The 15,047-nt window shown below is 53.6% G+C and carries 11 protein-coding genes; 4 read left to right on the plus strand and 7 right to left on the minus strand.

The window, feature by feature from the left end:
• Positions 1–336: 336 nt before the first annotated feature.
• A complete protein-coding gene (locus tag F1728_RS18420; RefSeq protein ID WP_155365316.1) occupies positions 337–1,830 on the plus strand; it encodes a hypothetical protein in 1,494 nt (497 codons plus the stop codon).
• 13 nt (positions 1,831–1,843) lie between these two features.
• Here the strand turns inward: F1728_RS18420 and F1728_RS18425 are convergent, their stop codons facing one another.
• The 3 genes from F1728_RS18425 to F1728_RS18435 form a co-directional block, all read right to left on the minus strand.
• Complete coding sequence (locus F1728_RS18425; protein WP_194242426.1) at positions 1,844–2,296, minus strand: hypothetical protein; 453 nt, start codon at positions 2,294–2,296, stop codon at positions 1,844–1,846.
• 128 nt (positions 2,297–2,424) lie between these two features.
• Positions 2,425–4,428, minus strand: coding sequence for an RIP metalloprotease RseP (gene rseP / locus F1728_RS18430; protein ID WP_228030861.1), 2,004 nt, complete (start codon positions 4,426–4,428; stop codon positions 2,425–2,427).
• The gene (locus F1728_RS18435) at positions 4,422–5,573 is read right to left on the minus strand and encodes a 1-deoxy-D-xylulose-5-phosphate reductoisomerase (RefSeq protein ID WP_155365319.1); all 1,152 of its coding nucleotides are present in this window, start codon (positions 5,571–5,573) and stop codon (positions 4,422–4,424) included. Before F1728_RS18435 ends, rseP begins: the two co-directional genes overlap by 7 nt.
• Before the next feature lie 419 nt (positions 5,574–5,992).
• Between F1728_RS18435 and ftsH the strand changes: the two genes are divergently transcribed.
• Together ftsH and F1728_RS18445 are read left to right on the plus strand one after the other, a co-directional pair.
• Complete coding sequence (ftsH, locus tag F1728_RS18440; RefSeq protein ID WP_155365320.1) at positions 5,993–8,059, plus strand: ATP-dependent zinc metalloprotease FtsH; 2,067 nt, start codon at positions 5,993–5,995, stop codon at positions 8,057–8,059.
• Positions 8,056–8,646 (plus strand): LOG family protein, encoded by a 591-nt coding sequence (locus tag F1728_RS18445; protein WP_155365321.1) that lies wholly within the window; start codon positions 8,056–8,058, stop codon positions 8,644–8,646. The genes ftsH and F1728_RS18445 overlap by 4 nt, the downstream gene beginning before the upstream one ends.
• A 20-nt stretch (positions 8,647–8,666) precedes the next feature.
• Here F1728_RS18445 and acpS read toward each other — a convergent pair whose 3' ends face one another.
• Complete coding sequence (gene acpS / locus F1728_RS18450) at positions 8,667–9,059, minus strand: holo-ACP synthase (RefSeq protein ID WP_145044266.1); 393 nt, start codon at positions 9,057–9,059, stop codon at positions 8,667–8,669.
• A gap of 261 nt (positions 9,060–9,320) precedes the next feature.
• Here acpS and F1728_RS18455 point away from each other — a divergent pair, with 261 nt between their 5' ends.
• Positions 9,321–11,306 carry a redoxin domain-containing protein gene (locus F1728_RS18455; RefSeq protein ID WP_155365322.1) on the plus strand — a complete coding sequence of 662 codons (1,986 nt, stop codon included), beginning with the start codon at positions 9,321–9,323 and terminating at the stop codon, positions 11,304–11,306.
• 9 nt (positions 11,307–11,315) lie between these two features.
• Here the strand turns inward: F1728_RS18455 and F1728_RS18460 are convergent, their stop codons facing one another.
• From F1728_RS18460 to sthA, 3 genes are all read right to left on the minus strand, one after another.
• Complete coding sequence (locus tag F1728_RS18460) at positions 11,316–12,770, minus strand: sulfatase (protein WP_155365323.1); 1,455 nt, start codon at positions 12,768–12,770, stop codon at positions 11,316–11,318.
• A gap of 102 nt (positions 12,771–12,872) precedes the next feature.
• Positions 12,873–13,526, minus strand: a complete 654-nt coding sequence (locus tag F1728_RS18465; RefSeq protein WP_155365324.1) for a hypothetical protein — start codon at positions 13,524–13,526, stop codon at positions 12,873–12,875.
• Positions 13,527–13,580: 54 nt separating this feature from the next.
• Positions 13,581–14,981 (minus strand): Si-specific NAD(P)(+) transhydrogenase, encoded by a 1,401-nt coding sequence (sthA, locus tag F1728_RS18470; RefSeq protein ID WP_145044264.1) that lies wholly within the window; start codon positions 14,979–14,981, stop codon positions 13,581–13,583.
• Positions 14,982–15,047 lie beyond the last annotated feature (66 nt).

Genomic DNA, 15,047 nt, shown 5'->3' on the forward strand with positions numbered 1-15,047 from the left:
CAAAAACCCCGGTCAACAGATCGAATTACATGAACCGATAATTCTTACATTCCGGTTTCCAAAAATCCGGGCCACTACTCCTTCGGATACGAATCAACTCTCTCTACTCACCTGAAATTCGTATCAGACTGAGTCTATGTATTGCAGTCAGACAGTTCCCATCGGGTTCTCGGGCGGACCTGAACTGTAGATTGCATCCTGCAAACAACTACGAATCCACCCAGAATCAGAACGGGAAACACACAGGCTCACTGTAGTTCCCGGAACATTCAGAATACATACAGAAGATTTGGAAAGCAGACGGAAATGAATTCAAGGCTGACCCCCGACCTTTGGATGAAATGTTCAACTCTCATTGTTTTCGCCACCGTATTTCAACTGACCTGTAACCTGTGGGGTGATTCAGGTCCGCAACTGCTCGTACCCGATCTGGAGCAGGATCAGGGCGAAATCAGACAGGTGAACACTACTGACGCTGGCAATGAAGAACCGTTGGTCGCCCAGAAGCCGGAATTCAGTATCGAAGCCCGCAAACCCGAACTGATTGCAGACGACGCCACTGACAAATCAGAAGCTGATAAAAAAACAAAGAAAGCTTCGGTACCCGAACCGAAACCTTTCCCGGGAATTGCCCAGGATTCCAAACCTTCGATGAAGAAACCCGAGCCTCCGCCGATTCCCGAAATTGTGGATCCCCTGGACAAGCTCGTCGATGAAGCCATCGAAGTTTCACATCGTCGGATGCTCTCCACCGAAGTCCACACACCCTGGCAGATCGCTCACGGGATTCTGGCTCTCCGCTGGGAATACACACTGTATCAGAATAATGAAAAAGTAAGAGCTCTGGACTGGGTTGCCACTGGTCCCAGCTTCCGCGGTCGTCCCTGGTTCATCACTACCGAAAATGGCGCGAAGGGACACCCCTTCACCGAACCTTACGCTTTTGAAGGTCACCCCAACCAGTTCCTGGCTTTCTATGGCATGGCCGGCGTGCCCCTCGATCATAAATTCAACACTGGCGAAAAGATCGTCACTATTGAAGACATGATCCGCAACGCCAAAGCAGAGGTGAATACCGACGAAGAAATCACCTGGACTCTGTGGGCATTCTCACGCTACCTACCCTGGGATACCGAATGGGTCAGCGAGCGGAATGAAGAGTGGAGCATGGAGAAACTGGTTCGGGTTCAGATGCAGTCCGAACCGACTCGCTCTGCCTGCGGTGGAACTCACGGACTGTTCGCTCTGGCCAGTGCCGTCAACTGCTACTCCCGCGATCAGAAGCATCTGCGGGGTACCTGGCTGGAAGCCAGCATGCGGGTGCGTCAATACGTCGAATACGCCCGCTCTATGCAGAATCGTGACGGTTCATTCTCATCCAAATATTTCGAAGGTCCAGAATACGCCAGCGATGTCAACAAACGTGTTTCCACCACCGGGCACACGCTGGAGTTCATCATGGAAGCCCTGCCGCAAAACCGGTTGAATGAACCATGGGTTCGCAGTGCCGTCTATCGTATCGCCACCGATCTGATTGAATACAAAAAACAGCCACTGGAACCAGGCGGAATGTACCACGCCATCGATTCGCTGGTCATCTACCGGGAACGCACTCGCCCCGAGTATGCCCAGTACCTTGAAGAACTGGCAAAGTCGAAAGAGTTCAAGGAACCTGTTGCCGCTGATCCGATCGTGGGCTACTCAGAACGCTTCCGTCAGCAGAACCCGGCCCAGCACCATCAGCAGCCACAGTATCAGCAGAACAATAATCAGTCCCGGGACTATTCCTCACAGGCCCGTCGTCGCGGACTCTTCTCTCGCTTCCGCTAAGCCGCTGCAGAAACTAACCCGGCTGGTCAGGGGAATTGCCCTGGCCAGCCGCTGAGTCATCAGACTGTTTCATGTTCCGAATTGAGGGAACCCAGGTCCGCTGTTCATCGACAGCTTCCCGAATGGATTCGAGTGTCGGCGGCTGATTACTCCCGTACTGCGTCTGGCTGTTTCGCTTGCGGGGACGGGGCGTATACTCGTAAGTATCGTTTTCTTCTTTCTTCCACCAGTGCCAGAGCTTAAGCGATTCCTGACGTGCTTCCGGTGGTTTGTCGCGCAGCAGCCACGATAACAGCAGCAGGACGGTAATAACACCGATGGCAATCATCATCGGCCTGCCCGGCGGTTCGCCACTGGTGACGACCACGAACACACAGGCGAACAATCCACCCATGAGTGTGAAAACTGTCGCCAGCCAGGCTGCTGCCTGATCTCCTGAACCACGAGGGGAGCGACCTGCCGCCATCGTTTCTTTCTCCCACATCCTGCAACGTTACTATCTGAGCAATGAGTCAGAGACCCCCCTCGAGGTCGCTGACTCTCATATCAGCTTAACAGAAGAAGCTGCTGTGCCCAAATAAATTTCATTTCGGCTTACAGGAAAATATCCAGATAGAGGACGAAGATCATCAGCCCCAGCACAAAGATCATGCCGACGTAGGTTGCTGCAGCCAGAACCTGCTCGTTGGGACGTTTGCGGGTGATTCCTTCCCAGCACAAAAAGACCATGTGCCCGCCATCCAGAACCGGGATCGGCAGGAAGTTCAGCACTGCCAGGTTGACGCTCAGAAAACCGAGGAACAGCAGCAGCTGCGAATAGCCGTCGTTTGAAACTTCATACGCCACCTTGGCGATGGTGACCGGGCCGCTCAGTTCCAGAGGAGACACGCGACCGGTAAACAGGCTCCGCAGGGTAAGGTAAATGTCCTTTGCGGAATTCGTCGTGTATCGCACACCCATTCCCAGCGCCTGGCCCATACTCTGTGCCTGCTGGGTTTCCCGCAGCGTCTGCAGCTTGATACCCCGGACCGGCAGTGACCATTGCTGGCCTTCTTCCTGATTCGGATTGACCCAGGGAGTCAGCTTGGCCTGTTTGATTTGTCCTTTATGACTGTAAGTCAATTCAACGGGCCAGCCTGGTCGTACCTGCATTTCCCAGAATGCATTCGCCCAGTTCATGTTCTTGTCGTCAAACTCATAGCTGACTTCTTCCAGACCCTGCCATTCACTCAACGGTTCACCTTCCGGAGGCATGATTCTGATTTTTTTAATGTGGGCATCAGCTTCAATGCCTGCTTTGTGTGCCGGGCTGCCTTCTTCGACCTTGAGAGTGGTCGGAATCACGTGGAAGGCGATTCCCAGTGAGCCCACCGACAGGGGTGTATTGGAAAAAATTGGATGTTCCAGCCAGGCAGGATTGTCCAGAGGCACAACGTTCAGATTGACCTCAGCCGGTTGCGCTCCATCCTGGGCACGGCTCACGACAATCGGAACAGTCTCGCCGGCACGCGAAGAAAAATAATTGGGCAGACGTAGCGGATTGATCACCTTGCCGACATCCTGACCATCGATGTGAGTAATCTTATCACCGGCTTTCAAACCGGCACGATCTGCGGGTGAGCCTTTCTGAATCGACTCGATCGGCCCGATATCCATCCAGAGTCCCAGGGTGTGGAACGGGTTGTTACCGACTGTGATCTCCACAACTTCAGACTCGGAAGCACCCTTGCGTGTCACGCCCGTTTTCAGTGTTTCGGAACTGCGGGCGGCAAACAGCCGTTGCAGCTGGGCATAGTTTTCGACCGGTTTACCGTCGATAGTGACAAACGTGTCTCCCGGCTGGTAAGCGGGTTCCGCTTTTGAAGCAGCGGTTCCCTTTGCAGTGACGCTCATGCCAGGATCTTCATAGACAGGAATCTGCAGACTCTGTGACTGCAGCAGACCAATCTGGGGACGGGTCCCCGTCCGGTCCGGCGTGATGTCCACTTCGAACTTCTCTCCATTCGGGTGGATCCCTTCCATCTTGATATCACCATCGCTGAAGGCACTGCTGCGGATGATATCCATGAAGGAATTAGTTTTTTCACCGTTGATTTTCGTAATCACGTCACCCGGTTGAATCCCGGCTTCCCAGGCAGGCATGCCTGGAATGGCTGCACCGACCACGCAGGGAGTCGAAGCGACGCCGAGGCGAAACGCGAAGGCAAAGAACAGCATGCCGGTAATGATATTCATAATCACGCCGGCAGAGATGATGCCCATTCGCTGGTAAACTGGTTTGGCGGAATAGGAGCGCGGATCGAGGGCGATCTCCTCGCTCGTTAACTGGCTGGGGTCGACATCGTCCTGTCCCAGCATCTTCACGTAACCACCAAAGGGAATCCACGACAGCGCGTATTCGGTTTCCCCATGTTTAAAACTTTTGATGATCGGACCAAAGCCGATACTGAACCGCTCCACTTTCACATCACACCACTTGGCGACCGCGAAGTGGCCCAGTTCGTGAAAGAAAATGACCAGCCCCAGACCGATGGCCACCATGGCAATGTTGGTCACTTTGCCGAGTAAAGTTGCTCCAATTAACAGACTGGTCAACATGACTTCCACCTTTTAATCTCCTCACGGGCCCAGTGATCCAGTTCAAACAGTTTATCCAGACTGGGGTGGGGTTCGTATTGATGTGATTTTAATACTTGTTCACAGGAGGTCGCGATATCACTGAAACGCAAATCACCCGTTAAAAAACGTTCTACGGCTGCTTCGTTAGCTGCATTCAGGACGGCACCGCATGTTCCCCCCTGCTCCGCGACTTCAATTCCCAGTCGCAAGGCGGGAAATGCTTCCAGATCAGGTGGCTCAAAGCTGAGTTCAAAAGCACGGCTCCAGTCCATTGGAGGGTTCAGACCTTCCATCCTAACAGGATACGTAAGTGCGTACTGAATGGGAAGCCTCATATCGGGAGGCGAAAGCTGGGCAATTACAGATCCGTCCACAAATTCCACCATCGAATGCACGATCGACTGGGGATGCACGACCACGCCGATCTGATCCACGGTCAGCTGAAACAGCCACTTGGCTTCAATCAGCTCCAGCGCTTTATTCATCATCGTGGCAGAATCGATGGTAATTTTCGGTCCCATGTCCCAGGTCGGATGTGCCAGGGCTTTCTCCGGGGTGACGTCTTCCAGATCCGCTGGGCTCGCTCCCCGAAACGGCCCGCCACTGGCGGTCAGGATGACCCGTTTCACTTCGGATGCAGATCCCGCTTGCAACGCCTGGTAGATGGCGCTGTGTTCACTGTCGACGGGCAGCAGGGTCGCCCCGCTCCGCTCTGCCAGATCCATAATTAGTGGCCCAGCAACGACTAACGTCTCTTTGTTCGCGATACCAATCGTCTTGCCGGACTTAATCGCCGCCCAAGCACCCTTCAGTCCTGCCGCTCCGACAATGCCACAAATCACAGTGTCGATCTCATCTGCAGCAGCGACTCGCTCGATTTGCTCATCGCCGAACAGGACTTCGGTTTCCTGAGGGAAAGCACTCAGATCAACGGCTGATTTCAGGTCGGAATTGCTCAGCACCGCCCAGCGCGGGCGAAACTGTTGTGCCTGCTCTGCCAGCTGTTGCCAGCTGCTGTGCGCAGTGATAGCCATCAACTGCATCTCTTCTGCATGGGCGGCAATCACATCCAGTGTACTCGTGCCAATGGACCCCGTAGACCCGAGAACGGCTATTTGCTTCATTCGACCCTGTTATTTCATCCTCAGTCGGACAGATTGACTGTTGTTTCAATTCTTAAAGCAGAGTGGAAAAAAGACATGCCTTGGTTCTGTTTTTTTGCCCTAACCACCAACGAAACCGCATTTTAGGCGTAATAATTAAACATGGCAAGAGGCATTCAGTCCCTACCGGAGCCTTTTCAGCGTGGACCAAAGCCAGGAACACGCATTTCTAGGCAAAGCTTTGATTGACCCCCTTGTCGAAAGGACATACATTTACAATAAAACTACAATAAAACATAGATGCATTCTGTGTTAAGATCCTTTCAACTCATGATACTGATAGAAATCCAGGAATTGCTGCGTCTGGCATAATGTTTAGTTCGGCCTTCCGCTTCCCGTGACCAGCTCAGCACACTCCTCTGATAGAGATAAATAATCCCATGCCCAACTTGGATCCGAAACAGTCGAACCGCAGAGAACGTCCCACTCCCCCTGAACGCAATTCCAAAGGCGATGGCCGTCGCCCCGAACCCAAAGGTCCCAAAAGTAATGCACTCTGGTATCTCGTGGTCGGCGGGCTGATCCTGTTCATCACTCTCTCAGTGGTCTCCAACAATAAGCGTGGCGAAAAAATCAAGTTCGGCGATTTCGTCAAAGGACTCGATGACGGTAAATACAACAAAACCAACGTCCATGAGTTGAAGTTCGGCACTGACTACATCGTGTTCCAGGATCAGCCGAAACAGGAAGGCTCCGAAAAAGGGACACTCGCCAACACAACTAAAAATTATTACATCCCGGTCTGGGGGATTCCGCAGGAAGCTCGCGCACAACTGCAGACTAAGCTCGAAGGTAAAAACATTATCGTCGACTCCGAGAGTCGGCCTTCCGAGTGGGAATCGCTGATTGCGGTGCTCTTCTTTCCGGTCGTTCTGCTCATCTTCGTCATCTATCTCTTCCGGAGGATGGGAGGCGCAGGGTCGCCGATGTCCTTCGGTCGCAGTCGCGGACGGATGTACGCTCAGGATGATATCGAAGTCACATTCAACGATGTGGCCGGGATCGAAGAAGCCGTCGAAGAGCTCCGCGAGGTCGTCGAGTTCCTGAAAACGCCGGCCAAGTATCAGGCTCTGGGAGGCCGGATCCCTAAAGGGGTGCTGCTTGTCGGACCTCCGGGAACCGGTAAAACCATGCTCGCCAAAGCCGTCGCCGGCGAAGCGGGAGTTCCCTTCTACGGACTTTCCGGGTCTGACTTCGTCGAAATGTTTGTCGGCGTCGGTGCCGCCCGCGTGCGGGATATGTTCCAGCAGGCAGCCCAGCGCTCACCAGCCATTATCTTTATCGATGAGCTCGATGCCCTGGGTAAAACACGTGGCAGCGGCATGCCCGGCGGTCATGATGAACGCGAACAGACACTCAACGCCTTGCTCGTCGAAATGGACGGGTTCGGCTCCGATCAAAGTGTGATCGTCATGGGGGCGACCAACCGTCCCGAAACTCTGGACCCCGCCTTGATGCGTCCCGGTCGTTTTGACCGGCACGTCCTGGTCGACCGTCCCGATGTTCGCGGCCGCGAAGCCATCCTCAAAGTCCACAGTGCCAAAGTCAAAATGGACGAGTCGGTCAACCTGCAGCACATCGCCAAAATTACCCCCGGCTTCGTCGGTGCGGATCTGGCCAACCTGATCAATGAAGCTGCCCTGCTCGCTGCCCGTAATAACAAAGAAGCAGTGACAATGCGGGAATGCGAAGAAGGCGTAGAACGCGTGGTCGCCGGTCTGGAAAAATCAACCCGCCTGATTCACGAAGACGAAAAGAACCGGGTTGCTTACCACGAATGTGGTCATGCTCTGGTAGCCTGTTCGCTGCCCAACGTGGATCCGGTGCACAAGATTTCGATCGTACCCCGTGGTCTCGGTGCCCTGGGATACACGCTGCAACGACCCGAAGAAGAAAAACAACTGGTCACCCAGAGCGAACTGGAAAACCGCATCTGCGTGCTCCTCGGGGGCATCGCTGCTGAAGAAATTATCTACCAGGAAACATCTACCGGCGCTCAAAACGACCTGCAGCGGGCAACCGACCTGGCCCGCCGTATGGTGACGGAGTTTGGTATGAGTGCCAAACTGGGACGCGTGCATTACAGCGAAACCCGTCGGTCGCCCTTCCTCGGTGATACCTCCTCAGGTTCGGAAAGCATTCACAGCGAAAACACGCTGCGGGAAATCGATCTCGAAATCCGCCGGATCATCGATCAATGCGCGAAGATCGCCTACGAGGTTCTGGATGAACGCCGGGAACTGCTCGAGCACCTGACCCAGGAACTGCTTGAATGCGAAGTCATGGACATGGAGCAGCTTCAAGCCATCCTCAAACAACATCAGCGCGGCCCGCAGATCAAACCGGGAACGTTCGTTGATAACAGTGCGGAAAATAAAACTGCCGAAAAAGACAAGGAAGAGCCTGCCTCAGATAACGATCAGTCAGCTGATGGAACCGGGACATGAGTAAGATCAACAGCATCTGCGTATTCTGCGGCTCGAAATCCGGCAGCGATCCTCAATACCATGCGTCAGCTCAGGAACTGGGACGTCTGCTGGCCGAACGAAACATCACGCTGGTTTACGGCGGCGGCAGCGTAGGACTGATGGGCATCATTGCAGATGCCGTACTCGCAGCCGGCGGTAAGGTGATCGGCGTTATTCCGCGACAACTGGCTACTCGGGAACTGCTCCATCCGGGAGTGGAAGAAATGCACGTTGTGGAAGACATGCATACCCGCAAAGCGAAAATGGCTGAATGTTCCGACGCGTTCATCGCGATGCCGGGCGGCTTCGGTACTCTCGAAGAACTCTTCGAGGTCGTCTCCTGGGTTCAACTCGGCATCTATCTCAAACCGATCGGACTGCTCAACACTTCAGGTTTCTATGATCCACTTCTGAATCTGGTCGAGCATTGTATTGAGACTGAATTCATTAAACCGAAATACCGCGACCTGATCATTGCCGATGAAACACCGGCTACGCTCGTCGATCATCTGGAGAAACACCAGCTGCCGCACATCGAGAAAATTCTGAGTCTCAAGCAGAGCTGATCTCAGCTGAGACCAGAATTTCAAGCGAGCGGCATTTTTCCGACAGCGATGGCCGTAGCTGTTGCAAATTCCCGGCTGTGGGAGATCGTGATTAGAATCTCCTCGATTCCCAGTTCTCCCGCATACTGTTCTACGCCTCCGGAAATCACAATGGTCGGCTTACCACTTTTCAGGTTGACCACTTCAATCTCTTTCCAGCCGATACCCTTCACAAAGCCGGTCCCCAGCGTCTTCATGACCGCTTCCTTGGCCGCCCATCGTCCCGCGTAATGCTGTTCCTTGTTCTTCTTGGTGCCACAGTACTCGTTTTCACTTTCCGTGAAGACACGCTTGAGAAAGGTATCACCATGCCGCTCAATCATTTGACCGATGCGTGAAATTTCGACGATGTCTGTTCCCAGCCCGACTATCACTGATATTTACCTCGATACTGATCTATTGTATAATGGAAAACAAAATTCTTTCCCTGGATTTCTGAAACAGAATCGGCCGCACGTGGGTATTACCGGACAAGGGAGAATTGATATTAGTGCTTCTTCGTATTTTAACAGTATTTCTATCTACGAAGGCCGCTACTCTGGTGTATCTTGAGGGTTCAATTCGCGTCGAACCATTTCGCAGACTTAACCAGCGCCCATCATTAAATCTGAGTCGAGAGGGGAGTTCAAGGTCGAATGAGAGGCTTCTATCGTCTAATACCGGGTTTCCTGTCCTGCTTGCTGTTCACTTCGACTCTGCTGGCTGAACCCACAGAGTCGCTGGTGGGCAAATCGGTCGACAACTTCAAATTGCAGGATTTTCGAGGCAAACAGGTGCAACTGGAAGACGTCCGCGATCAGAAACTGGTCGTCCTGGCGTTTCTGGGAACCGAATGTCCGCTGGCCAAACTCTACGGCGATCGTCTGCAGAAACTGGCGGACGAATACGAGGCCCAGGGCGTAGCCTTCTGTGCCATCATGTCCAACCAGCAGGACTCACTGACCGAAATCGCCGCTTATGCCCGCAAGCATGGAATCAAGTTCCCCGTGCTCAAAGATCCGGGCAACCACGTGGCTGATCAGATTGGTGCCGTGCGGACACCGGAAATCTTTCTGCTCGATCAGCAGCGAACAGTCCGCTACCACGGTCGTGTCGACGATCAGTACGGCGTCGGTTACATCCGCGACGAACCCAAGCGCCAGGACCTGAAAATCGCGATCACAGAACTGCTCGCCGGGAAACCTGTCAGTGTCGCTTCCACGAAACCACTGGGTTGTTTCATTGGGCGCATCCGGGAACCGGATCCCAACAGCAGCGTCACGTATTCTAATCAGATCGCACGCCTGTTGCAGAAGCATTGTGTCGAGTGCCATCGACAAGGTGAAATCGCGCCGTTCGAACTCACTGAATACGAAGAAGTGGCCGGCTGGGCCGAAACCATCGCCGAGGTCGTTCGCGATCAGCGGATGCCCCCCTGGCACGCCGACCCCGCTCACGGAAAATTCTCCAACGATCGCAGCCTGACCAAAGCAGAAAAAGAGCTCATCTACCAGTGGGTAGAAAACGGCGCTCCCGAGGGGGATCCCAAAGAACTGCCCGAAACACGCACGTACGTGACCGGCTGGAAACTGCCCCAGAAGCCGGATGCCGTTTTCTATATGGATGACAAACCATTTAAGGTCCCGGCACAGGCAGGCAAACGAGGCGTCAAATATCAGTATTTCACTGTCGACCCCGGCTTTAAAGAAGACAAATGGCTCACCGGTGCAGAAGCCCTGCCCGGGAACCGGGCGGTCGTGCATCATATTCTCGTCTTCGCGCGTCCCCCGCAGGGAAAACGGGTTCGCGTGTTTGGTGAAGGCGATCAGTTCCTCGTCGGTTATGTACCCGGTTCACGGGAAGTCATGTTACCCGAGGGGATGGCCAAGAAAGTTCCCGCCGGTTCCAAGCTGGTCTTTCAAATGCACTACACTCCCATCGGCACCGAACAGGAAGATCGCAGCAAAGTCGGACTGGTCTTTACCGATGAATCCAAAGTCACACACCAGGTCATGACCGCACATGTGCTCAATCATGAGTTCACCCGACGCAAATTCCCCATCAATGCCAACGACGACAATTTTAAAATTGAAGGCACTTCCCCTCCCAGCGACCGCAATATGCTCCTGCTGGGCTTCATGCCTCACATGCACCTTCGCGGCAAATCCTTCCGCTATGAATTGCGGAAAACTCCGGATGGACCGGGCGAGGTTTTACTCGACGTGCCTGCTTTTGATTTCAACTGGCAGACAGCCTACAAGATTGAAAAGCCGATTCCACTTGAGCCCGGCGACTACATCCATTGTGTCGCACACTTCAATAACTCGGACAGCAATCTTTCCAACCCGGATCCCGATAAACCGGTTTACTGGGGCGATCAGACCTGGAATGAAATGATGATCGGCTATTTCAATGTTGCGGTTCCCCGAGAGGAAGCCAAAGCGGAAAACCGTGCCCAGGCCGTTGCCTTCCGTCTGGTGCTCAAACGCGACAAAAATAAAAATGGTCAGCTGGAAAAATCAGAAGTTCCGCTGGTGGAACTCCCCGTCTTTTTCCGGGCTGACCAGAACAAAGATGATGTCGTGACTGTCAACGAACTCGCAGACATGCTGGAAAAAACACGCGGCAATAAAGAGGAGTAACAGCCACGGTCAGGGTTGGGCCGATTTCTTTTTCGACTTGCCTTTACCCTGCTTCTGTTTCTTCTTCTTTCCCTGTCCCAGTGATGCATCATGCGGTGCATCGGGAGCATTTTTCGCAGGGAACCATTTTGCCAGCCGTTGTTTGGTTTCCGCATACTGGGGATTGTCAGCCAGGTTCTTCCATTCCATGGGATCCTGGCTGTGATCGTACAACTCTTCATCGCCATTCTGGTAGCGAATCAGCCGATACCGGTTACCCCGCACTGCATGGTTCAGTCGGCCATGTGTGGTTAATGCAGGACGTTCCCACGTTTGCGCGGGATCTTTCAGTAACGAAACCATGCTGAGGCCATCCAGGTGTTCGCCCCGTGGAAGCTCACACAGTTCGCACAGTGTCGGGTAGATATTCATAAAGTCTACTGCCTGATCACATTTGGTGCCTGCCTGCGTCACTCCCGGAACGACCATCATCAGCGGAGCCCGTGTCGCTTCTTCCCACAACGAGAATTTCCGCCAGTGTTTCTTTTCTCCCAGGTGCCAGCCATGATCACCCCAGAGAACGACGATCGTATTTTTTGCATAAGGGCTCGCATCCAGAGCGTCCAGCACTCGGCCCACTTGCACGTCCGCAAAGGCAATACTGGCCAGGTAAGCCTGCACCGCATACCGCCAGTTCTCGGTCTTCAGGATCTTGGCATGATCTCCGCCTGGTTTCGCCATCCGCACGCCGGCTGGCGGAATGTCATCCAGATCGTGTTCTGGAATATTGGGAAGCTGAATCTTGTCCAGGGGATACATGTCATAATACTTGCGCGGCACCTGCCAGGGCATATGCGGGCGATAAATGCCGCACGCCAGGAAGAAAGGCTTCTGGTCAGGCTTGCTCAGAAAATCAATGGCGTAATTCGCCATCTTGTAATCGCTCATCTCCTGGTCCTGTGCATCCAGCACACCCCAGATAATCGTACCTGCACGGGAGTGAGGATCCTTCAGCACGGCCTGCGTCGGTTGGGGATCACCGGTCTGTTTCAGATAGTCATCCCACGATCCGTAGTCGTTATAACGTCCATGGAAGATTTTGCCCGACCCAATCGACTGGTAACCATGATTGCGAAAATGTTGAGGCAGCGTCACTGCGTCCTGCATCGCGGGACGCCAGGGCTGGGAGTTCAGATAAACGCCCGAACTGGATGGGCGGATCCCCGTCAGCAGCGCAGCCCGCGAAGGATTACAGGCAGGGGCGGCACAATGCGAATTCGTAAACAGCAGCCCCCGAGACGCCAGCCGGTCGATGTTAGGTGTCTTACAGTCCGGATGACCGCCCAGGCAACTGATCCAGTCGTTCAGGTCATCCACGGCGATAAACAGCACATTCGGCCGCTCCGTCTCCGCAGCCTCGCTGCGAGTTTTACCGCACAAAATCAAAGACAACAGCAACATTAAACCGAGGAGCGCGCGACCCATTAGTTTCCCCTTCTAGAAAGTCATGAATGATATGATCGAACGCCGATTATAGCCGCCGCAGGTCAATCAAGGAAAGGAAATAGGACAGGGAGCCTGAACCGACTAATGCTTCCTGGAGATGATTTCCACCGTTTCACCCGCTCTGGCAGCTTCCAGTATTTTGAATAACCGGTCGCGTTGAACCGAGCGGCCTTCCTGGGGAATCAGACAGGAGATACGCTGTTTCGTATCGGAATGAACTACACTCTCAAACGCCTCCAGCGAGAGATCATCCTTTGACAACCATTGAATGGGCCGCTGTGGTACATAGGCGATGAGCCAGACAGGTTCATTTTCTTCGGACTTCTCGGAAAGCCTGATCGCATGCAGGCAGGTCAGGTAGTCGGAGGGAGCCGCATTATCCGCATCAAACCAGGCCAGACTGGGAGGCTTTCTGGTGCGGAGGTAGCTGGGGACCGAACGGTCAGATCCCGTTCCCTTGATTGTCTCCTGCCATTCCTCGAAGCTGTTCGCCAGCAACTCCCGCCAGCTGATATCCTGCTCCTGGGCAGCTTCAAAGACCGAACTCCCGTTAAGGTCTTGATAATTATCCTCTCCCAGAGCGACTTGTCCCAACTGGCATTTGACGGTCGAATTAAAAGCCGCCTGTTGTGCATCCCGCACTTGCTGGAACAGGAAAATCACACCGCAGACGAAGAGCAGGAACAAAGTCACTTTGAGGATTCGACGTCCTGGATGACTTTGCTTCCCGTCCATATCTCGCTCTCCTGTATCAGTCACGGAGATGCTTGTTACCGATTCCGACCAGTGTCAGAACAGGCGGTTATACCCATTCAATGCAGCTACACGATACGCTTCCGCCATCGTGGGGTAGTTGAAGGTCGTATTGATGAAATACAGCAGCGTATTAGCCTCACCGGGCTGTGACATGATGGCCTGGCCAATGTGAATAATTTCCGAAGCATTCGGCCCAAAGCAGTGAATCCCCAGAATTTCCAGGGTCTCGCGATGGAACAGCAGCTTCAACATGCCGGTCGGACAGTTCATGATCTGGGCGCGTGCCAGGTGTTTGAACATCGAATGCCCGACTTCATAGGGGATTTTGGCTTCGGTCAGTTCCCGTTCGGTCTTACCCAGCGAGCTGATTTCCGGGCTGGTATAAATCCCGGTCGGAATATCTCGGATCAGAGCCCGCTCGCATTCACCGTTATCCAGATGGCTGGCGGCATACCTACCCTGCACATAAGCGGCACTTGCCAGTGACGGATAACCGATAATATCTCCGACGGCGTAAATATGTGATTGCGTTGTCTGGAAGTCATCATTGACAGCAATCTGTCCACGGGAGTCAGGCTCGATCTCCAGGGTTTCCAGACCAAGGTGTTCCGAGTTCCCTGTACGTCCTGCTGCAAACAGCATGATGTCGGTTTTCAGTTTTTTTCCCGACTGCAGATTGATGATCACTCCGTCATCGGTTCCTTCTATCGATTCGTAATGCTCACAGTGACGCAGCAGTACCCCACTTTCACGCATGTGATAACTCAGGGCATCGCTGATTTCGTCATCCAGGAAGTCCAGCAGCGAGCTGCGTGTATTGACCAGGTTGACCTTCATCCCCATCGACCGCAGCATTGACGCATATTCGCAACCAATCACCCCTGCTCCATAGACACTGATCGAGCGGGGGGTAAAATCGAGATCCAGGATTGTATCGCTGCAGAAAATATGGGGATGGCTGAAATCAATATCGTCAGGTCTGTAGGGGCGCGATCCGGTTGCGATCACGGCATAGTCGAACGAAATTTCTTCGGTCAGCCCATTAGGTGTTTCGATATGAATGTGGTGCGGGTCCAGGAACCGGGCCTCCCCCTCTACCAGGTCGACGCCATTCCGTTCATAAAACATCCGCCGCATGCCGACCTGCTTCTGAATCACAGAGGCAGCTGTTTTGCGTAGCTCAGGAAATTCCAGGTCAAAGACCATCCCGGCCCGTCCCATCTGCCGCATATAGCCGTTGATCTCAGACATCCGCAGAATGGAATACCGTAAGGCTTTACTGGGGATCGTTCCTTTGTGCGTGCAGTTCCCGCCGATCTCGACAAACTTTTCGATCGAGATCACCGATTTCCCCTGTTTAATGGCCTGCATCGCAGCCCCTTCTCCACCGGGGCCGGTACCAATCACTGCCACGTCATAATGTGCCTTAGGCATCCCTGAATTATCCTTGACTGTTGATGACTGTTCGCTGAAACGAGCATCCGGGTTTCAGCAGAAGTC

This window comes from Gimesia benthica, from assembly GCF_009720525.1.
Lineage (GTDB): Bacteria > Planctomycetota > Planctomycetia > Planctomycetales > Planctomycetaceae > Gimesia > Gimesia benthica.

Excerpts from the sequence above, each read along its gene's own strand:
- sthA (WP_145044264.1), bottom strand. The coding sequence starts at position 14,981 with ATGCCTAAGGCACATTATGACGTGGCAGTGATTGGTACCGGCCCCGGT.
- F1728_RS18420 (WP_155365316.1), top strand. The coding sequence starts at position 337 with ATGAAATGTTCAACTCTCATTGTTTTCGCCACCGTATTTCAACTGACC.
- F1728_RS18460 (WP_155365323.1), bottom strand. The coding sequence starts at position 12,770 with ATGGGTCGCGCGCTCCTCGGTTTAATGTTGCTGTTGTCTTTGATTTTG.
- F1728_RS18455 (WP_155365322.1), top strand. The coding sequence starts at position 9,321 with ATGAGAGGCTTCTATCGTCTAATACCGGGTTTCCTGTCCTGCTTGCTG.
- F1728_RS18435 (WP_155365319.1), bottom strand. The coding sequence starts at position 5,573 with ATGAAGCAAATAGCCGTTCTCGGGTCTACGGGGTCCATTGGCACGAGT.
- F1728_RS18445 (WP_155365321.1), top strand. The coding sequence starts at position 8,056 with ATGAGTAAGATCAACAGCATCTGCGTATTCTGCGGCTCGAAATCCGGC.
- rseP (WP_228030861.1), bottom strand. The coding sequence starts at position 4,428 with ATGTTGACCAGTCTGTTAATTGGAGCAACTTTACTCGGCAAAGTGACC.
- F1728_RS18465 (WP_155365324.1), bottom strand. The coding sequence starts at position 13,526 with ATGGACGGGAAGCAAAGTCATCCAGGACGTCGAATCCTCAAAGTGACT.
- F1728_RS18425 (WP_194242426.1), bottom strand. The coding sequence starts at position 2,296 with ATGGCGGCAGGTCGCTCCCCTCGTGGTTCAGGAGATCAGGCAGCAGCC.
- ftsH (WP_155365320.1), top strand. The coding sequence starts at position 5,993 with ATGCCCAACTTGGATCCGAAACAGTCGAACCGCAGAGAACGTCCCACT.